This window comes from Rhizobium sp. AC27/96 (assembly GCF_001692325.1).
In the GTDB taxonomy this organism is placed as follows: Bacteria; Pseudomonadota; Alphaproteobacteria; order Rhizobiales; family Rhizobiaceae; genus Rhizobium.
On sequence record NZ_LXKN01000015.1, the window covers coordinates 84,091 to 103,264 of the forward strand.

Consider the following 19,174-nt stretch of genomic DNA (forward strand, 5'->3'; position numbering starts at 1 on the left):
AAATGCTAGTCGCATGCGTAACCGCGCTGAATGATACTTTGGTCTAGGTGGCTCCGTTCGTCGCGGTGTTGTAGGACTATGGCGGATGAGGCGACCGGAGCCGCCAGTCAAGATCCGGCATGGGTGAAGCGGATGCGCCCTTTGCGTTTGTTTACATGGTGATCAAATAAGGATATTATTTATCCTTGATCAATGTATGCCAACCGCAGGCCTTTGGTGTGTATTTATGATTTTGAAAAGCCAAGTCGAATGGGCGCTTCATTGCTGCGCCATTCTTGCAGGCCTGCCCGAGGGCCGTTATCTCTCCACCAAGGCGCTGGCAGAATTTCACGGGCTCCCCAAGGAATATCTTTCGAAGGCGCTGCAGGGTCTGTCGCAGGCCGGCCTTGTCGATACCGCCCTTGGTCCTTCCGGTGGTTACAGGCTGGCGAAACCGCCTGCAGATCTTACCTTTCTCGATATTGTAGAGGCTGTCGAAGGCCGGCAAAGAACCTTCGTCTGCACCAATATTCGTGCCAATAACCCCTGTCGCCCGAAGGATTATTGCGAAAGCAGCCCCTGCGCGGTCGCGCGCATCATGTGGGCGGCCGACGAAGCCTGGCGCGAGAAATTACGCGGTGTCAAATTGTCCGACCTTGTCGGCATCCTGTCGCAGGAAATCCCGCCGGAGCTCTGGAAAAGCTCCTTTGAATGGGTGCTAGAGCGCGCCGGATGAAGTCGCCGTGAAAGCAGCCTGCTCCTTGGGTTCACCCATGGGAACGCAGACGAGGCTTTGCGCCGGCATGGCCAATGATACGCCGTTCGTCCGGCAATGCTCGTAGATGAGGTCGATGATCTCGTTTTGGGCCGACATGCGGCTTGCCGCGCTCGCCACGCGGAATAGCAGCTCGACCTCGATGGCAATCGCGTCGATGGTCTTGAGCGCGACGGCCGGCGGCGGGTTCATGACGATCCTTTCACTGTGCTGCAGAATGGCGATCATGAGTTCTTCGACGAGCCGCGGCTTGTGGGCGGCGGAAACTCGCATAGTCAGCGATATCTGGTGCGATTCATCCGGGCGGCTGCGGTTGGTAACGCCCTGTTTCGCAAGGACGCCATTTGGCAACACGACGACGTTATTCCCGCCCGAGAGTAGGTTGGTGGAACGCCAGTTGGTTTCAACGACGCGCCCTTCGGTGCCATCGGCAAGCTGGATCCAGTCGCCGATCACGTAGGCGCGGCCCAGTGCAAGCGCGATCCCGGAAAAGACATCGGCTAGCGTGTTCTGCAGCGCAAGGCCGATAAGGACGACGACCACGCCAGAGGTAGCAATCAGCGGCCCCACGGGTGCGCCGAAGACGAAACCGATGACCGATAATGTGACGCCGAGGTAGACGATGCCGACGATCAGGTCCTGCAGGAGATGGGCTTCATGCGGACGGCGATTGAGGGTGAGATAGATGTGGACGAAGCCGATCATCGTCCACGCGAGGTGCAGCCACCAGAGCACCCTGGCAGATTTGGCAAGCAGGATGCCGACACCCTGAAGTTCACCGTCGTCGAGATGATAGGGCGAAATGCCGGCAAGCCAGAGCACGAGTGTCATGCCAGTGAAAAACAGGATCTGCGCGACAAGGCGCGCGGTCGGGTGACGGCGCCCCTGAATATGCCAAATGAGAATGCCGGCGAGCCCGAGAAGATTGATGAGGACGAGCGGCAGGGAATGATCTTCACCAAACATGATGGGGTTCACCGACGATAATTTCCTGAAAGCGGGGAGGGATGGATGCCTCAAGCACCCATCCCTCATCCGGCTATTTCTTGATCGGGAAGGTCAGTTCTTTCTGGCTGCTGTCGACGACGAAGACGGCCAGCAGTTTCGCCGGCTTGGTCTTGCTGGCATTCTCGCTGACGCCATGGCGATCGCCGGGCATTTCGGAGAAATTCTCACCGGCCTTGTAGACTTTCACCGGACCGTCATTGACCTGACTGCGGATCGCCCCTTCCAGAACGGTTGCATAGATGAAGGCGGAGCTTGGATGCGTGTGGCCTTCGGAAAAGCCACCCGGCCCGTATTCGACGAGAATGCCCTTGATGCTCTTGCCGGGAACGTTCGGCAGTTCGTGCTCGTAAACCAGCGTGACTTTCGCGTCCTTCTCGCCGGCATCATGAGCAACGGCGGTGGTGGACAGAAGAGCGGCCAGGGTGAGGCCGAGAATTGACTTCAGCATCTCGAATTCCTTTCTTGAGAGTGACGCGGCACGGCGCCTGAAGATTTATCGGTTGGGGTCATTTGCGGGCAGAGGTCGCGAACCATTGCTCGAAGGTGATGCGGCCGAGGCGCGGATCGTTGTCGGAAACAAGCGAACCATCCTCCAGCCTGGCGCCGAAATAGCGGGCTTCCGGATCGGCCTCGACCTTGCGGGTATCGCCCATCGCCTTGAGATAGCGGGCAACGAGCTCATTCAGCCGGACCCGTTCCGGGCCGGAGATTTCGACGACGCCGTTGATAGCAGCCGAATTCGCAACGACGGTCATGTTGTCGGCGACATCGTCGGACGCGATCGGCTGCACATAGGCTGGCGACAGACGCACCGTATCGCCGACCGTACCAGATTGAGCGATGCCGCTGAGGAATTCCATGAACTGCGTCGAATGGACGATCGTATAGGGAATGCCGGATTCCCGGATGATCTTCTCCTGGGCGACCTTGGCGCGCATATAGCCGCTTTCGGGCAGGCGATCGACGCCGATGATGGAAAGGGCGATGTGATGCTTCACGCCCGCCGCTTTTTCCGCTAACGCCAGATTGCGGCCAGACGTCTCGAAGAAATCGAGCACCGCCTTGTCCTCGAAGGACGGCGAGTTTGCCAGATCCATGACGACGGAGGCACCGGTCAATGCTTCGGTGAGACCTTCACCGGTGATGGTATTGACGCCGGTGTTCGGAGCGGCGGCAATGACTTCATGGCCTTGCTTGCGAAGGCGTTCTGCCGTCTTTGAACCGATCAGGCCGGTTCCGCCGATGATGACGATTTTCATGAGCTTCTCCATTCGCGGCACTTTGGGTGCCGCATTGTTGATTTATTTCAAGTGGTTGTGGTTTGCGGCGGCCCCATCGGAGCCGCATCGTGTGAGCCGCGCCGACCGCGAAGGCTTCGCACCCGGCTCGGCCCCGGCCATTGAGGTCTCAGTAGTCCCAGAAGACCGGCACCCAACGAAAGTGGTCGCCATCGACCGCCACATGGCCGACGGAGGGGAACGGCATGTGGGTGGCCACCAGAAGCTCGCCGGTCTCCGCCAACTCACGCAAGAGACGAACGCGAACGCGCGCTGCTTCTTCCGGATCGTGCTCGAAGCCGTTGTGCCAGTCGGGATGCTCGAATCCGACGGCGAACACGGCGTCACCGGCGAACATCAGCCGGTCTTTGCCGGATGTCACGCGGACCACGCTATGCCCGGGTGTGTGGCCGCCGGTTCGGGAGACGACGACGCCCGGCGCTACCTCGTGCTCGTCATCGAACAATCGCAGCTGACTCTGATACTCTTCCCGGAACCGCTGGGCGGTCGCTCGAAGTGCATCCGGGAAACCGGGTGGCATCGACACATGCGTGAAATCGGGTGCCTCCCAGAATTTGACCTCGGCTGCCGCCACATGGATGCGCAGATCCGGACGCAGCCGCTGCTTCACGCCGTCGACGAGCAAGCCGCCGACATGGTCCATATGCATGTGGGTCAGCACCACATCGGTCACGGATCCAAGGTCTATGCCGGCGGCTTCCAGCCGCTTGATCAATTGCCCGGCCCTAGGCAGGTTCAACTCAGGGTCCAAACCCAAGCCCGCGTCGATGAGGATGGTCTGCTTGCCGGTGCGCACCACAACCACATTCAGCGCCCAGTCGAAAGCGTCCGGCGGCAGAAACATGTCGTTCAGCCAGCCTGCGTGTTCGGCCGGATCGGCATTGTAGCCCAGCATCTTTGTCGGCAATGGCAGTACGCCGTCGCTTACCACAAGCACGTCGATTTCGCCGATCTTCACCGCGTAGCGCGAGGGAACCAGCTCGTCGGGAGCTGATTTAATGGGATGGGAAGTGTTCTGTAAGGTCATGACTGTCTCCTGTTGATTGCGGTCTTTGAACCGGTCAGGCCGGTTCTGCCGTTGATGATGTTCAAAGGCCTACCGCGGCCGGTCGCGCGGCCGCACTTTTGGGCGAAAGGCCTAGTTGAGGCCGGCCCTGTCGAGGCCGTATGCCTTGTCGGCCGAGCCGGGCACGGATTTGAAGGCAATGCTGGAGCGGTTCCACGCATTGATGACCATGATTGCGAAGGTGAGGTCGGAGATTTCCTTCTCGGAAAGCTGACCGCGCACGCGCTCGTAGAACTCATCGGGAATGCCGCCCTCATGCAGTTTCGTGACGGCTTCCGTCCAGGCGAGAGCAGCCCGTTCCCTGGGCACGAAGAGATTGGATTCCCGCCAGATGGCAATGTGGTAGAGCCGAAGTTCGCTCTCGCCATGGATCTTGGCTTCCTTGACATGCATGTCGAGACAGAAGGCGCAGCCATTGATCTGCGATGCGCGGATTTGCACGAGATCATGGATCTTCTGCTCAATGGCGCTGTCCTTCAGGGCCATGCTGAGTTCCGAGAGCTTCCGAAAGAGTTCCGGGGATTGCTGGGCGTAGTTCAAGCGCTGTATCATTGTCGCCTCCGTTATTAAGGATATTTGCTATCCTTATGGATAAAACATATCCTTAATAGCTGGACAGTAAAGCCCTGCCGGACTAAACTCCGGACATAAGGCTTATGCTGAAAAGTATGGGACGGTGAGAAATGGATATCGTATGCGCGCTGCAGACCTTCATGAGAGTGGTGGAAACCGGCTCGTTTTCCGCAGCCGCAGCCGATCTCAGGCGGACGCAACCGGCGATCTCCCGTCAGGTCTCGGCACTGGAGGCGCACCTCAATACGCGTCTCCTGCATCGCACGACGACTGCGCTTGCATTGACGGCCGAGGGCGAGCAGATCATCCCGATGGCGCAGAAGATCATAGAGGCCGTTGAGGCACTGACCGAAACGACATGCCGTGAGGGCGCGGCCGTCGCGGGCAAGGTGCGGCTCGCCCTGCCGACACCGCTAGGGCTTTATGTCAGCGACCGCCTGGGGACTTTGCTCGAACGCCATCGCGGACTATCCGTCGAATTGATCTTTCGCGACGAGCCGTCCGATCTGGTGGGGGAGGGCATTGATCTGGAGGTTCGCCTCGGGCTGGTGGCCGACTGTAGTCTCATGTGCCGCAGGATCGGCTGGACCACCGCCTTTCTCGTCGCATCGCCCGCATACCTGCGGGGACGAAGAGCGCCTGAAACGCCTGAAGATATCGGTACTCACGACTGCATCTGTTACAGCCGCGCAGGCGATGCCCGGTCCTGGTCTTTCTCCAATGGAGCAGAGGATGTGGCGGTTCGCATCGCGCCTCGTCTGGTCGCCAGCAATTCGATCGCCGTCCATCGTGCCGTGCTTGCCGGAAACGGGCTTGCCGTGCTCTCCCACATTCTCGTCGGATCTGACATCGCGGACGGTAGGCTGGTGAACGTCATGCCCGATTTTCCGCCGAGCCGTTTCGCGATCAGCGTCGTCTATCCGTCGCGCCGAAACCTGCCGATGCGGATCAGGACGGTTCTCGATTTTCTGATTGAGATCGTCGGCGAGGATCCGTTGATGACGCCGATGTCTTCTCATTGACTACGCCGAAGGCGCCGCGGGAAACGACATCCTGAGGCAAGCGCCCTTGGTGGCTACATCGACCACGGCGATGGAGCCATCATGGAGCTGCATGATTTCCCGAACCAGATTGAGTCCCAGTCCGGCCCCCCGGCCCTCGGAGCCCAGGCGATTGAAAGGTTCGAAGATTTGCTCACGTTCGCTCCAGGGAATGCCGTTGCCCTCGTCGCAAACCTCAACGAAGCCACTCTTGCCGACGCGAACCGTGATCGTTCCCTGACGTCCTCCATGATCGATGGCGTTTTGAACCAGATTGGTCAGCGCCCGTTCCAGCGACGTCTGGTCACCCGTTACCAGCACCTCGTCGCATTCCGGTTCGAAGGCCACATCATAACCGGCATCCAGCGCCAGCGGGCCAAGGTCGAACAGCACCTGCTTGGCCATGGCGGCCAGGTTCACCGGTAGGAAATCATTTCGCTTCTGATCCAGACGCTGGAGATCCAGCAGCTGTCCGGCAAGTGTTGTCAGCCGCGCAGCATCTTCCAGCAAGTCGCGCTTGTCCTGGCCGGCGGGGAGTGCCGCAACGCGTGCGTTCAGGATAGCGATCGGCGTGCGCAATTCATGGGCCGCCTGGGCCAGAAAATGCTGATGCCGTTCATATCCCGCATCGAGGCGGGACAGTGTGTCATTGACCGCGCTGACGAGCGGACCGATCTCGGCGGGAACATCGTTCACCTCCAGTTGGGCGCCACGTTTGTCGAACTCGATGTGAGCCGCCTGCGCTACGGTCCGGCCAAGACCAGCCAGCGCCCGGCGAACCACCAACGGAGTGGCAAGCGAGGTCGCTAGCGCCATCAGCACGATAATGGGCAGCATCACCAGGACAAAGCCGCCTGAAATACCCTTTGCGAGTCTTTGGACGGACATCTGCCCTTTCGTACCCGTCAGGATCTGGATCCTGCCGGCAGGGCTTTCCACCCATTTGATTACCGCATCGGGTTTTCCGGCCAATTCTGGCCGGTCGCTCAACCGAGCATCGCTGAATTGGTCAAGCACGGCGAGTACAGGCAAATAGGCCTTGGGAATGTTGCCCTCTTGCAGGCGATGCCCCTGAGTGTCGCGAACCATGAACCACAAATCTGGCGCCTTGGCGCGCAGATGAGCGAGCTCCGGTGTCTCTCGCAGCGCCAATCCTCCCGTCGGGTCTCGCTCCGTAGCATCAGCCAGAACATCAAGGCTGCCGCCTTCATACTCGTCGAGAAGATAACCGGTGCTCCAGATCGCGGCTATAACCAGCAGCAGGACGACGGCGATCATGCCTGCCTGTAGCGTCACCAGCCTGCTGACGAGCAGCCATTTCAGCGAGCGTGGCCGCATCATGCAGTCTCGCGCAGGAGATAGCCGACGCCGCGAATGCCGCTGATGGTGATACCGGCCTGCGCGTCGGCAAGTTTGCGACGAACGCGAGAGATATGCGTATCGAGAGCGTTTGACTCGATTTCGTCGTTCATGCCGAAAACGGCCTCCATCAGCGTCTCGCGCAGCACCATCCGTCCCATGCGCCGCATCAGTGCTTCAAGCACCAGCAGTTCGCGGCGCGGCATGCGCAGATGGATACCTTCGACATGGGCCTCACGATGGGCGAAATCGAACGACATGCGGCCAAGTTTGACGATGTCGGGTTGCAGATGAACCGGTCGGCGCAGGATTGCCCGCAAGCGTGCCAGAAGCTCTTCGAACGCAAAGGGTTTGCCGAGATAATCGTCCGCGCCGCTGTTAAGGCCAGCGATCCGGTCGATCAGGTCGCCTTTCGCCGTGAGGACCAAAACGGGCACCACATCGCCTTTGGCGCGCAGCAGCTTGACCAGTGAAAGGCCATCCCCGTCAGGCAGCCGGCGGTCCAGCACCACGACATCGTAAATATCATTGTGGAGCGCGGCTTCCGCCTCCGATAGGCTTGCCACGTCGTCCACGACCATGCCGTGGCGCACAAGTCCGTTGCGCAGGACCAGGGCCATGGGCCGCTCGTCCTCGACCAAAAGCACGCGCATTCAGTAAACTCCATCTCCCGCCCGTATCGATAGGGCGCGCGAAGCTTAGTATCGCTACATTGCGATAACCTTGCAAAGACCGTTGCGGACCTGGGCTTCTCGTCCTTGAGCCACGTAAGCCGCTATCTTCCGAGGCACTCCGGCATGACAGGTTTTCTCAATCTGGGTGTGTGAGACCTCGCTTCCTCATCTTGGAAGGAAGCAACGATGCCCAGTAACCCCAACGGCTTCACCGCCGATCGATATTTCGCAATTGAGAGTGGCTGTCATGCTGCTCGCTGACGCCGCCTCGTTCTTTCGTGCCTGGCTTCGCAATCCCCGTGCCATCTCGGCCGTAGCCCCTTCGGGTTCTCGCATATCCGCCTTGATGACCCAAGGCATTGGACCCGCCACAGGTGCGGTTATGGAGTTGGGCCCGGGTACGGGAGCCTTCACCTATTCACTTCTTGAACGAGGCGTTCGCGAAGATGACCTCACGCTGGTCGAGCTGAGTGCTGATTTCGCCAGGCTCCTGCAAAAGCGCTTTCCCAGGGCGCGCGTGCTGTGCCTGGACGCGACGCGGATTGGCGAGATGGAAATGTTGGAAGGCGCTCCCTTCGGTGCGGTGGTCAGCGGACTGGGCTTTCGTGCCATGCGGGTACGAGAGATCCGTGCCATTCTCGGCGGCGCTTTCAAGAATCTCAAACCTGGCGGAGCATTCCATCAGATCACCTATGGGCCTCGCTGTCCGGTGCCGGACCAGGTGCTGGATCATTTAAACCTTAGAGACGTGCGGATCGGCCGAACTGTCTGGAACCTGCCGCCAGCCTCCGTCTACCGGATCTCCAAGGCTGGCGATTGCAAAGTCCTGAACGGTTCCGGATCGGTGGGATCGAAGCTCGCATGACGGCGCAGGAACTTGTGGCGCAAGCGCCTGGTACGATCAGACTATTCGTCAGCTTCGGGCTTGGGGGAATTTTCTGTCTCGCCGTCGTGGAAAAGTTTGTCCCACTTTTCCCATCCTACATCCTTTTGATGCTCCTCGGCTTGATGGCGCCCGATCCCCTCACGCTTGCCTTCTCCATTGCGGCAATGACAGCCGGTTCGGTCACAGGTGGCTTTGGCTGGTATACCGTCGGCTGGATGTTCGGACCGCAGAGGGTTCGTCGTACGGTCGCCAACTATGGTGGATACATACTGCTGCGGCTCTCGTTCTATGACGGGTTGACGGACAGCTATCGCCGTAACCATTTCTGGGTGACGTTGTCTGGCCAGATCATCCCTGCAGTCAGGATCTATATGGCCTTGCCGGCGGGTACCCTGCGGCTCGATCCCAAAACTTTCCTGGCGGCGACATCACTTGGCTGCTTGATCTGGAACGGGTCCTTTCTGTGCCTCGGCTATGGCCTGCGCTACAGCGGAAGAGACGTTGTCCAGACCGGCTTCTGGGTCCTCATAACGATTATTGCTGCCGAAGGAGCACTGCTAATCGCCGTACGGCTGCGCAAGAGAGTGACGAAAGGTTAAGCGGTGCGGCTTCTCCAAGTCATGAAGCCGAAAATAGATTTCGATTTTTGATCTGGTGCGCTAGAGACGGGTATTGTCGACTCGATCTACGACATATGCGTAAGTCGTGCACCTCGCGAGCGGGGGTCGGTTGCCCTAGAACTCTGCGAGACCGCGATGTCCAAGAGAATTTCAGTCCGGTTCTGGCGTTGGATGATCGCACTGCTGGCGCTGTCAGGCATCGTCATCTCATACGCGGCCATCATACCGGCAGCCCATGTCTCACGATTGCGATTGACGACCAATTTTCTGAGCTATTTTACGATCCAGGCGAATATTCTGCTTGTCATTGCGCTGCTGTCGGCTGAAATCGCGCCTTCATCGGTGGTCGGACGATGGGCCAAACGTTCAGCCACGAAAACCGCGCTCCTCATTTACGTCGGGGTTGCGGGCTGCGTCTACGTTTGGGTGCTGCAGGACGCTTGGCATCCACGCGGGTGGCAATTGTGGGGGGATCAAATACTTCATTATTGGATCCCGTTGCTCACCGCGTTGGATTGGATTTTCCTTGTTGAACGTGGCAGGCTTTCCTGGCGTGATGCGATCTGGTGGCTGCTGTTTCCCGCGCTCTACTCAGTCTATTCACTCGTTCATGGTCATCTCTCGGGATTTTATCCCTACCCCTTTTTGGAGGTGAGCGACGTTGGCCTAAGCGCCGTTCTGATCAACATGGCAATCTTGGGCGCGATATTCCTGGCTCTCGGCGGGATTTTCATTGCCCTTGATCGCGTGGCCGCCAGGTTTTACTCGCGACAAACCTGATCAGCAGTCGCGTCAAGGCCGGGTCCGCTCCGACCCAATTCCGGCTCCTCGATATGAAACCTGCTTCAAGCCGCCTGCCTGCGAATTCTTAGCTCGCACGCCAAGGCGAAGGCGGCGGTCAGGATTGACAGGCTTTCTCCGCTGGCGAGCCGGTTGTTCGAGTTGCTGAGAATGGTCAGGCTGAAAAAGAAGAGAATGAGAAAGTAGGCATACATGGCGTGCCTGGGGATGATCCCCCTATTTGCCGCCCGCCAGACGCTGGCGCAAAAGCAGGTCAGCATCGCGCCCAAAACCACCGCGCCGAATATCCCATGCCGGATGAGGATTTCGAGGTAGCCATTGTGCATGAAAGTATATCCGACATTTGGATAGCGAGTATGCGGCCAGCGTGTGAGCCACTCGGTTCCCCAACCGAAGATCGGCGCGGTGGAGAACAATTCCCACGCGTTTGACCAGAGCTGGAGACGCTCGCTCATGGCAAGCGGCGTACTGCCGCTCTCGATGGAGCGCGAGACGGCCTGGCCAATTGGCTCGGTCGTGCCGGCATCCTTGAACATGGCTAGAGCGGCGGAGACTGTCGCTCCGGCAGTGTGGTCGATATTGTCCCGGACTGCATAGGCACCCGCGGCGAGCAACGCGAGCGAGGCAAGGACGAGCGGCACCGCCAACCGTTGTTTCAGGCTGCGAAGTGTCAAAAATGCCAGGATCGGCAATACCGGAAGGAGCGAAAGCCAGACCCCTTTCGATTTTGCCCCATAGATGCCAATCAGGCAGAGCAGGCAGATGAGCGGGGACAGAACGGAAGCGTAGATGCGCATCGTGCGCCTGCCGGCTCCCTCTGTCAGGTAATAGAGTAGCCAGAACACGGTGCCTATAAAAATCATGCCACAGCAAACCGCCCCATGTATCTGATTGTGCTGGATTAACGGAATGACGGTATTGCCTGCGGCGACCTCACTGACCCGCGCACCCCATAAGAGGACGATCAGCGCGAAGCCGAAATAGACTGCGATGAGCCTCTCGAGGTGCGACCAGCATAAAAACAGCGCATAGGCGAGCGGCGGAAAAACGAGCGGCATCAGGAACAGCAGATCGCGATCGCCGATCGGGTGATCGCTTAGCAGCGCGAACTGAAGAGAAAATCGCAACAGCGCATAGGTGCCCCAGGCCAGGCAGAGCCAGCCGCGCCAGTCGATCGATGGTCTTGATGAGGATCGCAGATAGGAAATGAGCGACAAAATCAGGAGCAAGACGCCAGCATAGCGATAGGCGTAGCTTTCAATCAGCGAGGCCGACATGACGACGAGCCACAGTCCACCGATGATGAAAGCCCATTGCCGATCCAAAATCGGGGCCGCACCGAAGGAATGGGTTTGGTCGTTCATCTTTGTCTCTGCCCCACACGATTATTCGCTACATCACATCGCGCCATCAATTTTTCGGCGCCGATTCCGGCCTTGTTAGCTGACGATCTTGAAGTGACGCTGAATTTCACTGCGTTTTCAACTCGGCGATTGTGGCTATGTCCCTCGAACCGAAAGACTGATTTCTCATCGTTTTCGGCAAGCTGCGAATATGCCGTGCGGCAAGCGCTGAAGGAGTTGGGCGGCCGAAGCCTCGGTCACGCCGCAAGATGCCGACAAGGCGAAGATATCTGAACTCGAAGCGAAAGGTGTCGAGGGTTGCGATGCTGGCATCCTTCTTCGCCATCCAGCCAACACTGCCGATATAACACCTTGGGGTTATATCAAGCGGCCACCCCCTCGGTCATGTTTTCTTCATAAATAAAAAAACAGCGGGCGGAGACCTGCGCGGGAATGGCTGATTTATCTGCACTGCGCAGTTTCCGAGAAGATAAACAAGAACTCTTCGCGGAGGCGGAACATGAACAACACTGTGAAACTTGACCGTACACTCGGGCTTTGGTCCGTCGTGCTTTTTGGCCTGGCTTACATGACGCCGATGATCGTCTTCGGCACCTTCGGGGCGCTTGCAACGGCAAGCCAGGGGACGACGGCGATGGCCTATCTCGTGGCCGCCGGAGCAATCCTTCTGACAGCCATCAGCTACGGCGTCATGGCACGCGTCTATCCCGTCGCCGGGTCGGCCTATACCTATGCCCGCCGGTCGATCAATCCGAACATCGGATTCCTTGTCGGCTGGGCCGTCCTGCTCGATTATTTCTTTCTGCCGATGGTCATATGGCTCATCGGCGCCGCCTATCTGACATCGGCGTTTCCGAGCATTCCGGGCTGGATCTGGATCGTCGGCTTCATCGCGGTAACAACAATCGTCAATGTCGTCGGCATCGCCTTCGCCAACCGCGTCAATTTCATTCTGATGGTGGTGCAGCTCGCGGTTCTCGCGGCATTCGTTTTCCTGGCGGCGCGATATGTCATCGCCTTGAACGGTCCCGGCGGTCTTGCTTCCGTCACGCCCTTCTTCAAGCCTGAAGTGCCCTTCTCGGCATCTGTCGCCGGCGCTGCCATCGCGGCCTACTCCTTCCTCGGTTTTGACGCTGTCTCGACGCTGACCGAGGAGACCAAGGATGCCAAGCGCACGATGCCGAGGGCGATCCTGATCACGGCGCTTGCCGGCGGTCTGATCTTCATTGCCTCGGCCTATGTCACGCAGCTTGCCCATCCCGGTTTCGAGTTTGTTTCCACCGATGCCGCGGCCAATGAAATCGCAAAGACGATCGGTGGAGATCTGTTCGTCACAGTCTTCCTCGCCACGCTGGTTGTCGCGCAGTTCACCTCCGGTCTTGCCGCCCAGGCGAGCGTCGGTCGTCTGCTCTATGCCATGGGGCGTGACAAGGTGCTGCCGTCGGCCTTCTTCGGTAGCCTGCATCCGAAGTGGCATACGCCGCTGCTCAACCTTATCCTTGTCGGCGTTGTCGGCCTGCTCGCATTGACCATGGACGTGACCACGTCCACCTCCTTCATCAACTTCGGCGCATTCCTGGCCTTTACGGCGGTCAACATTTCAGTCATCGCGCTCTATCTGAAGAATAATGCAGAGGTTAAGCCGCTCGGGGTGCTGATTGGCCTCGTCATCCCGGCGGTAGCGGCTGTCTGCGATCTCTTCCTTCTCTGGAACCTCGACAAGGATGCCAAGATTCTCGGTCTCGTCTGGCTGGTGATCGGTATCGCCTATCTCGCCTATCTCACCCGCGCCTTCCAGACGGCTCCTCCCGAAATGGATTTTGCGGAATAGGGTGCTGGACGAAAAGGAGGCTCGGTCTGTGGCCGGGCCTCACGCCAGAAACAGGCGGAACAACTCGGCCTGGCTTGAGATATTGAGCTTTGCGTAAACCTGCCGGCGATGCACCTTGACCGTATTCGGGGAGAGGGAAAGAACCGCCGCAAGCGAGAGGGTGGAATGTCCTTTCAGGATCAGCGTGACGATCTCCAATTCGCGCTTGGTGAGGACAGGGTGCTCGATCTTCGAGGCAGGCGGCGCAGCCTTGCTGTCGACGGAGAGGCTGGGAGCGTGAAACCAATGCCGTTCTCCCAGCGCGCAAATGACCGGTGCGGCAGCTCTCAGCCGATTGAGATCCTCGCAGGAAAACAACGGCGCGATACCGGTTCTCGACAGGGAGAGCACGCCGACAAAGTCGCTTTCGAGCTTCAACACGAAACCGATCTCATCGACGATCTCGGTTGTGGCGTAATGCAGCCGGAAATACTCGGTCTGTGTGAAATCGTCGGGAGCAAGATCACGCATCACGATCATGCGTTCGCTGTTATCAATACGGATGGCATCGTAGAACGGGTCGAGCACGAACGCCCCGGCCAGATAGCGATCGACGATGACAGATCGTTTGGCGACGATCTTTTCGTTGTAGAGATCGAAGGCGTGTCCATCCGGAGAGTAGAGAAAGCCATTCATCATCTGAAACGGCGACAGAAGTCGCAATGTGACGGCCAGGGCATCGGGAAACGCGAGCGAGCCGATAGAACTTGCTGCAGTTCCGAGACTGGCGTTCCAAACGCCGAAAGGCGGCGTCTGGGTGTTCGATGTCGCAGCCGAAGTCATCAAAAAAGCGGACCTTTCCTTGCATTCTCTTTATCGGACATCGAAACCACATCAGTAGCACGCACGCTTCACCCGTGAAATGCAATAGGCCGAAACAACGGAAACCGATCTCGTGAACAAGCCTCAGGGAAATCTTTCAACTGCTCATCCACTCGACCTTCCGGCGACCGAAATCGCAAGCGGTATCCGCTCGGGGCAGTTCACCTCGGAAGCAGTCGTCATGGAGTCAATTCGCCGGGCAAAATCCGTCAATGCGACGCTCAATGCATTCACGGTGATCCGCGAGGAGCAAGCACTTGCTTCGGCTCGCAAGGCGGACCGGATTACATCCGAAGGCAGGACGGTTGGCTCTCTTCACGGCGTACCCTTCGCCGCGAAGGACCTGACACCGACAAAAGGGGATTTGACCACATTGGGGTCCTGGACATCGGGCGATTGGATACCGGAGGAAAGCGCGCTTTGCATCCGCCGGCTCGAAGAGGCCGGTGCAATCCTGATCGGCAAGACGGCGACCCCGGAATTCGCCTATGCAAGCTTCACGCATAGTCCGCGATGGGGTGCCACCCGCAATCCCTGGGACCTCGAAAGAACGCCCGGCGGTTCCTCCGGCGGTTCGGCGGCCGCCGTGGCAACAGGCGTCGTGCCATTTGCCGAGGGCACCGATATGGGTGGCTCCGTTCGCATTCCCGCCGCCTTCTGTGGCGTGGTCGGGTTGAAGCCAAGCCTTGGCCGTATTCCAATGACGATCCTGCCGAGCGTTTTCGACAATATCTCGCATTTTGGACCCTTGGCGCGAACGGTCGGTGATGCCGTTGCCTTCATGGAGGCTGCGAGCGGCCCCAGCGATGAAGACATCATGTCACTGCCCCTGGGTTTCTCGGGGGAAACCGCGCGAAAGGGGAGTTTGAAAGGCAGGCGTTTCGCCTTCTCGATGGATCTTGGATATTACGAGATCCAACCCGAAGTCGCGGCCGTGATGTGCGAGGCGATCAGGCGAATTCGCGAGCTGGGCGCTGTCGTCGATGAGGTGCCGATGCATTGGACCCGCGCCGTCAACGACCAATGGTTCGACCTGTGGTGCGTCTTCATGTCTTCATTCTTCGGCGAGCGCCTGATCCAATACAGGCACCAAATGGATCCCGTCGTCGTCTCGATAATCGAGCGTGGCCTTGCCGCCAATGCGACGGACTACAAGCGCGTGGAACTGCTGCGCACCTCCATGTGGCGGGACATGGCAAAGATTTTCGAGACCTACGACGCCTTGCTATGCCCCACCTGCGCGATCACCGCTCCATCAGTGCAGGAGAACGACGACGATTATGTCGCGACATTGCGGAACGGCAAATTCGCAGGCCTCGATATGACCTGTCCCTTCAACCTGCTGCCGCAGCTTCCGGCTCTGTCACTGCCGGCGGGACGTGGATCAAATGGCTTGCCGGTGGGGCTGCAGATCATCGGCCGGCGTTTTGCCGACGAACATGTCTTGTCATTTGCCGCGGCAATGGAATCCTCGTTCTTGCTGGCATGATCATCTCATGTAGGAGCGAAGTGTCGGGGATTTCAGGAGGTAGCTCAGGCTGTCTTGCGTGATAGCTCTTCTCGATCCCGAATATACGGCATTGTTTCAGGGAAAGGCATGGCCTTCCCGAAAAGATAGCCTTGTCCGATGTCACATCCCTCACGCAGGAAGTACATCAATTGCCCATGTTCTTCGATGCCTTCCACGGTGGTTTTCACATCCAGGCCGCGGCTCATGATCAGCAGCGCCTGTACGATCTTTTCATGCCGGTCATCATGGTCTCGTGCTGATCTGACAAAGCTCTTGTCGATCTTTATCTTATCGAACTGATAGCGCGCCAACTGCGCGAGGCTCGAATAGCCTGTACCGAAGTCATCCAGTGCGATCTGAATGCCTGCACTGTGAAGATCGTCAATGATCGATGCGGCAAGCTCCGGATCCCGGATCAAGGCATTTTCTGTGATCTCCACTTCAAGCCGGGATGATGGCAAGCCCGTATCCTCGAGGATCTTGAGAATCCGGGATGCGAGAAGACGATCATCCATCTGAATGGCGGAAACATTGAAGGAAAGCGAGATGTGCTGGGGCCATGACTTGGCATCATTGCACGCGGCGTGGAGAAGCTGCTGAAACAAGGGCGTCATCAAGCCGGTTTCTTCCGCAATGGGAATGAACAGCGCCGGCGAGATGCTTGTGCCATCATCCGCAATCCATCGGGCAAGCGCCTCGAAGCCGCAGACCTGTCCTGACCGCAGGTCGATCAAAGGCTGATAATATGGTTTGATGCGGCATTCCGTGACGGCCTGACGAAGTTCCCCTTCGAGCTTTGCCCGCGCGGTGACCTTGAGCTGCATATCCTCTGAAAATCGAAGGGCGATGTTGGTGCCTACACTTTTGGCCTCATAAAGCGCGATGTCTGAGCGATGGCAGACTTCCTGCAGCAAGTCCCCTTGCTGAGGCCAGCGAGCATAGCCGACGCTCGCTCCGACCTGGCATGATATCGCCCCCACCTGGATAGGGTGGCTAATGGCGTGGATGAGGAGTTTTGCGAATTTCTCGTCCTTCTCGCAGGTAAGCCCTCTGGTCACAACGATGAATTCATCACCGCCGAGACGGAAGACGCTCGATTCATCGGCGAGTGCAGACAGCCTTTTCGACACTTCCTGCAGAAGCTTGTCGCCTCCCTGGTGACCGACCAGATCGTTGACCTTCTTGAACCCATCCAGGTCGATGGAAAAAATCGTTGCGGTTGGTTCCTGATCGTCTTCCTCTGCATTCACCGCCTTCACGATCTCGAATTTCTCGAACGCATATCTGTTCGGCAGGCGCGTCAGATGATCGTGCGTGGCAATCCAGTGCGCCCGCTTTCCACGCTCTTCCTGCCGCAACATTTCCTTGCGAAGATCAAGAATTCGCAGGCACGAATAGATAAAGCTCGCTCCGCCCACAATCGTAAATGACAGGAACAGCACGTCAGTGGCGTTGTCGCCGAGTGCCCTGAGGCCGCTGAAGATGTTTCGATGCCAAAAGAAACCTATGATCCAGAGCAATGACGAGCCGGAGACGAGAACGACAAGTTGCCTCCCAGCTTTGCTTTTCAAGAATTCCGGCATGCTCTCCCCCAAGCATATCTCCCTTGACGATATCTTTATGTGCCGATCTATGCGGCCTTTGTTCCCATAACGGATCGATCTATTTCAGAGAGGATTGATGTCTTAACAGTTGCCCGCGATTGAAGTTGCAAAACAAGGGGCCTGTTGCGCTAACGTAAAGCGGGGGCTTCCTAAGTTCAGCCATACTCTTTTCACCTTGACGTATGTCTGATTAAATTTTTGCAAATCATCCCGAATTACTTGCTTGGGGTGAATAACAGGTGCGTTTGATTTGTTGCTCTATGGGGCAATGATAAATGCGAACTGGAAAGCAGGGGGCGCTACACGTTCAGCCGGTCGCTTAAGAAGTCGATGAACGCTCTGAGTTGCTTCGGCATCTGTTTTGCGCTGGCATGATACAGGTAGAACCCGCCGAACGAAGGCGTCCAATCGGGAAGAAGCTGCATCAGTCGGCCAGCCTTAATCTGCTCTCTTGCCTCGAGGTCCAGCAGGTAGGCGAAGCCCAGCCCTCGCTCTGCTGCCTTCAGCATCATCGCAGTGTCATTGGCGATCAGCGGGCCGTCAACATCAATCTCGAGAACGTCGCTGCCCTTCTCGAACTCCCAGCGATAGATGTTCATCGCACCGGGCCAGCGGAAGCGGATGCAAGGGAACCGGTGCAGGTCCTGAGGACTTTCTGGTCTTCCCATCCGCTCGATAAGCTCAGGGCTTGCGACTACCATGGAAGCCCTTCGTCCGCCCATCCGCACCGCCACCATGTCCTTTTCAAGGGTTTCGCCAAGGCGAATACCTGCGTCGAACCGCCCGGCAACAATGTCCGAGAAGGTGTCCTGGATGGTGATGTCGAGTGTCACTGCCGGATAGGCCTGGTGAAACGCCTCCAGATGAGGCCCCAGCAGATACATGGCGGCGACGCGTGAGAGATTGAGCCGCAGTGAGCCGGCCACCTCGGCGTTTTCGGCCATCAGTTCGGCGACCGCCTGGTCAAAGCCGGCAAAGAGCGGCACGATTTTGTCGAGTAGTGTTTGTCCCTGCTCGGTCAGGCCAACACTCCGGGTCGTGCGATTGAACAGCCGCACACCCAGCCGGGCCTCGAACTCACGAATCCGCTGGCTCAAGGCGGATGGCGAAATAGCCAATGTTCTTGCCGCAGCCGAGAAATTGCCGCGCTCTGCGATGGCGACGAACGCCTTGAGATCGGCAAACTCGCTGCCTCGCATTATGTATTATTCCCTTTAAAGCTATGTCATATAATAGACTATTCTCTTCTCAAATCCAGTGAGCGATCTTCCTCCTCAGTTGATGTCATGGACAGTAGAGGGGGAGCGGAATGCAAATTCTTGTCGTCGGAGGGGCGGGGACCATTGGGCGTCCGCTCTGCGCGGAGCTGGCGGTGCGGCATCGGGTGATGACCGCCGGCCGTTCCGGTGGGGACGTAGCGGTCGATATCACGTCGGCTGACAGCATTGAGCAGATGTATCGGCGCGTGGGGCGCATAGACGCCTGCATCTGCGTTGCCGCATCGGGCGCATTGGACCGTTTCGCCGAGCTGACCGAAGCCACTCTGCTTGAGAACATGCGCGGGAAGCTCTTCGGCCAGATTAATCTGGTGCTGATCGGCCAGCGCTACCTCGCGGACAATGGCTCGTTTACGTTGACCAGCGGCATATTCGCCGATGAGGCGTGGCCCGGCGTCACCGGCGGCGCGGTTATCAGTGGCGGCCTGCATAGTTTCGTCCTGTCAGCGGCAATCGAGTTGCCGCGCGGCCTGCGCATCAATGCCGTCAGTCCGACGATGGTCGCCGACTCGATCGAAAATTTCGGTCATCTGTTTCCGGGAATGAAATCGGTGTCGATGGATAGGCTGATCCGGGCCTATGTCGATTGCGTGGAGGGCAGCGGCACGGGTGGAATCGTCAAGGCATATGGATGATGCGCGGGCAGCT

The 19,174-nt window shown here is 58.2% G+C and carries 19 protein-coding genes; 8 read left to right on the plus strand and 11 right to left on the minus strand.

Annotation, left to right across the window (positions count from 1 at the left end; all coding sequences use genetic code 11):
• Positions 1–226 precede the first annotated feature (226 nt).
• The gene (locus tag A6U86_RS12620) at positions 227–715 is read left to right on the plus strand and encodes an Rrf2 family transcriptional regulator (RefSeq protein ID WP_068391423.1); all 489 of its coding nucleotides are present in this window, start codon (positions 227–229) and stop codon (positions 713–715) included.
• On the opposite strand, the gene A6U86_RS12625 is transcribed toward A6U86_RS12620, so the two are convergent.
• The 5 genes from A6U86_RS12625 to A6U86_RS12645 form a co-directional block, all read right to left on the minus strand.
• Positions 698–1,720 carry a mechanosensitive ion channel family protein gene (locus A6U86_RS12625; protein WP_068391426.1) on the minus strand — a complete coding sequence of 341 codons (1,023 nt, stop codon included), beginning with the start codon at positions 1,718–1,720 and terminating at the stop codon, positions 698–700. The genes A6U86_RS12620 and A6U86_RS12625 overlap by 18 nt on opposite strands.
• Positions 1,721–1,793: 73 nt before the next feature.
• The gene (locus A6U86_RS12630; RefSeq protein ID WP_068391428.1) at positions 1,794–2,210 is read right to left on the minus strand and encodes a cupin domain-containing protein; all 417 of its coding nucleotides are present in this window, start codon (positions 2,208–2,210) and stop codon (positions 1,794–1,796) included.
• 58 nt (positions 2,211–2,268) lie between these two features.
• Positions 2,269–3,021, minus strand: a complete 753-nt coding sequence (locus tag A6U86_RS12635; protein WP_068391522.1) for an SDR family oxidoreductase — start codon at positions 3,019–3,021, stop codon at positions 2,269–2,271.
• A gap of 148 nt (positions 3,022–3,169) precedes the next feature.
• On the minus strand, positions 3,170–4,087 hold the full coding sequence (locus tag A6U86_RS12640; protein WP_068391431.1) for an MBL fold metallo-hydrolase: 918 nt from the start codon (positions 4,085–4,087) through the stop codon (positions 3,170–3,172).
• A 111-nt stretch (positions 4,088–4,198) separates the two neighbouring features.
• Positions 4,199–4,678, minus strand: a complete 480-nt coding sequence (locus A6U86_RS12645) for a carboxymuconolactone decarboxylase family protein (protein ID WP_068391434.1) — start codon at positions 4,676–4,678, stop codon at positions 4,199–4,201.
• A 131-nt stretch (positions 4,679–4,809) separates the two neighbouring features.
• Between A6U86_RS12645 and A6U86_RS12650 the strand changes: the two genes are divergently transcribed.
• A complete protein-coding gene (locus tag A6U86_RS12650) occupies positions 4,810–5,721 on the plus strand; it encodes a LysR family transcriptional regulator (RefSeq protein ID WP_068391437.1) in 912 nt (303 codons plus the stop codon).
• Here A6U86_RS12650 and A6U86_RS12655 read toward each other — a convergent pair whose 3' ends face one another.
• Entirely contained in the window at positions 5,722–7,077 is a 1,356-nt protein-coding gene (locus A6U86_RS12655; RefSeq protein WP_068391525.1) for a HAMP domain-containing sensor histidine kinase, read from the minus strand.
• A complete protein-coding gene (locus A6U86_RS12660) occupies positions 7,077–7,751 on the minus strand; it encodes a response regulator transcription factor (protein ID WP_068391440.1) in 675 nt (224 codons plus the stop codon). Before A6U86_RS12660 ends, A6U86_RS12655 begins: the two co-directional genes overlap by 1 nt.
• Before the next feature lie 268 nt (positions 7,752–8,019).
• On the opposite strand from A6U86_RS12660, the gene A6U86_RS12665 reads away from it, so the two are divergent.
• From A6U86_RS12665 to A6U86_RS12675, 3 genes are all read left to right on the plus strand, one after another.
• Entirely contained in the window at positions 8,020–8,637 is a 618-nt protein-coding gene (locus A6U86_RS12665) for a class I SAM-dependent methyltransferase (RefSeq protein ID WP_068391443.1), read from the plus strand.
• Positions 8,634–9,257: a DedA family protein gene (locus A6U86_RS12670; RefSeq protein WP_068391446.1), complete on the plus strand. Its 624-nt coding sequence runs from the start codon at positions 8,634–8,636 to the stop codon at positions 9,255–9,257. Before A6U86_RS12665 ends, A6U86_RS12670 begins: the two co-directional genes overlap by 4 nt.
• 156 nt (positions 9,258–9,413) lie before the next feature.
• Positions 9,414–10,058 carry a Pr6Pr family membrane protein gene (locus tag A6U86_RS12675; protein WP_068391449.1) on the plus strand — a complete coding sequence of 215 codons (645 nt, stop codon included), beginning with the start codon at positions 9,414–9,416 and terminating at the stop codon, positions 10,056–10,058.
• A 65-nt stretch (positions 10,059–10,123) separates the two neighbouring features.
• Here the strand turns inward: A6U86_RS12675 and A6U86_RS12680 are convergent, their stop codons facing one another.
• Positions 10,124–11,443 (minus strand): O-antigen ligase, encoded by a 1,320-nt coding sequence (locus A6U86_RS12680; RefSeq protein ID WP_068391452.1) that lies wholly within the window; start codon positions 11,441–11,443, stop codon positions 10,124–10,126.
• A gap of 499 nt (positions 11,444–11,942) precedes the next feature.
• On the opposite strand from A6U86_RS12680, the gene A6U86_RS12690 reads away from it, so the two are divergent.
• Entirely contained in the window at positions 11,943–13,274 is a 1,332-nt protein-coding gene (locus A6U86_RS12690; RefSeq protein ID WP_068391458.1) for an APC family permease, read from the plus strand.
• A 39-nt stretch (positions 13,275–13,313) separates the two neighbouring features.
• Here A6U86_RS12690 and A6U86_RS12695 read toward each other — a convergent pair whose 3' ends face one another.
• Entirely contained in the window at positions 13,314–14,096 is a 783-nt protein-coding gene (locus A6U86_RS12695) for a helix-turn-helix transcriptional regulator (RefSeq protein ID WP_068391461.1), read from the minus strand.
• A gap of 112 nt (positions 14,097–14,208) precedes the next feature.
• On the opposite strand from A6U86_RS12695, the gene A6U86_RS12700 reads away from it, so the two are divergent.
• Positions 14,209–15,624: an amidase gene (locus A6U86_RS12700; RefSeq protein WP_068391464.1), complete on the plus strand. Its 1,416-nt coding sequence runs from the start codon at positions 14,209–14,211 to the stop codon at positions 15,622–15,624.
• Between the two features lie 44 nt (positions 15,625–15,668).
• On the opposite strand, the gene A6U86_RS12705 is transcribed toward A6U86_RS12700, so the two are convergent.
• Positions 15,669–17,228 (minus strand): bifunctional diguanylate cyclase/phosphodiesterase, encoded by a 1,560-nt coding sequence (locus tag A6U86_RS12705; protein ID WP_068391467.1) that lies wholly within the window; start codon positions 17,226–17,228, stop codon positions 15,669–15,671.
• Positions 17,229–17,548: 320 nt separating this feature from the next.
• The gene (locus A6U86_RS12710) at positions 17,549–18,448 is read right to left on the minus strand and encodes a LysR family transcriptional regulator (RefSeq protein ID WP_068391470.1); all 900 of its coding nucleotides are present in this window, start codon (positions 18,446–18,448) and stop codon (positions 17,549–17,551) included.
• Between the two features lie 110 nt (positions 18,449–18,558).
• Between A6U86_RS12710 and A6U86_RS12715 the strand changes: the two genes are divergently transcribed.
• Complete coding sequence (locus A6U86_RS12715) at positions 18,559–19,161, plus strand: short chain dehydrogenase (protein WP_068391474.1); 603 nt, start codon at positions 18,559–18,561, stop codon at positions 19,159–19,161.
• The last annotated feature ends 13 nt before the right edge of the window (positions 19,162–19,174 follow it).

Coding starts and splice junctions, on each gene's coding strand:
- A6U86_RS12620 (WP_068391423.1), top strand. CDS start 227: ATGATTTTGAAAAGCCAAGTCGAATGGGCGCTTCATTGCTGCGCCATT.
- A6U86_RS12670 (WP_068391446.1), top strand. CDS start 8,634: ATGACGGCGCAGGAACTTGTGGCGCAAGCGCCTGGTACGATCAGACTA.
- A6U86_RS12645 (WP_068391434.1), bottom strand. CDS start 4,678: ATGATACAGCGCTTGAACTACGCCCAGCAATCCCCGGAACTCTTTCGG.
- A6U86_RS12695 (WP_068391461.1), bottom strand. CDS start 14,096: ATGACTTCGGCTGCGACATCGAACACCCAGACGCCGCCTTTCGGCGTT.
- A6U86_RS12625 (WP_068391426.1), bottom strand. CDS start 1,720: ATGTTTGGTGAAGATCATTCCCTGCCGCTCGTCCTCATCAATCTTCTC.
- A6U86_RS12705 (WP_068391467.1), bottom strand. CDS start 17,228: ATGCCGGAATTCTTGAAAAGCAAAGCTGGGAGGCAACTTGTCGTTCTC.
- A6U86_RS12665 (WP_068391443.1), top strand. CDS start 8,020: ATGCTGCTCGCTGACGCCGCCTCGTTCTTTCGTGCCTGGCTTCGCAAT.
- A6U86_RS12690 (WP_068391458.1), top strand. CDS start 11,943: ATGAACAACACTGTGAAACTTGACCGTACACTCGGGCTTTGGTCCGTC.
- A6U86_RS12660 (WP_068391440.1), bottom strand. CDS start 7,751: ATGCGCGTGCTTTTGGTCGAGGACGAGCGGCCCATGGCCCTGGTCCTG.
- A6U86_RS12630 (WP_068391428.1), bottom strand. CDS start 2,210: ATGCTGAAGTCAATTCTCGGCCTCACCCTGGCCGCTCTTCTGTCCACC.
- A6U86_RS12650 (WP_068391437.1), top strand. CDS start 4,810: ATGGATATCGTATGCGCGCTGCAGACCTTCATGAGAGTGGTGGAAACC.
- A6U86_RS12710 (WP_068391470.1), bottom strand. CDS start 18,448: ATGCGAGGCAGCGAGTTTGCCGATCTCAAGGCGTTCGTCGCCATCGCA.
- A6U86_RS12655 (WP_068391525.1), bottom strand. CDS start 7,077: ATGCGGCCACGCTCGCTGAAATGGCTGCTCGTCAGCAGGCTGGTGACG.
- A6U86_RS12715 (WP_068391474.1), top strand. CDS start 18,559: ATGCAAATTCTTGTCGTCGGAGGGGCGGGGACCATTGGGCGTCCGCTC.
- A6U86_RS12640 (WP_068391431.1), bottom strand. CDS start 4,087: ATGACCTTACAGAACACTTCCCATCCCATTAAATCAGCTCCCGACGAG.
- A6U86_RS12675 (WP_068391449.1), top strand. CDS start 9,414: ATGTCCAAGAGAATTTCAGTCCGGTTCTGGCGTTGGATGATCGCACTG.
- A6U86_RS12635 (WP_068391522.1), bottom strand. CDS start 3,021: ATGAAAATCGTCATCATCGGCGGAACCGGCCTGATCGGTTCAAAGACG.
- A6U86_RS12680 (WP_068391452.1), bottom strand. CDS start 11,443: ATGAACGACCAAACCCATTCCTTCGGTGCGGCCCCGATTTTGGATCGG.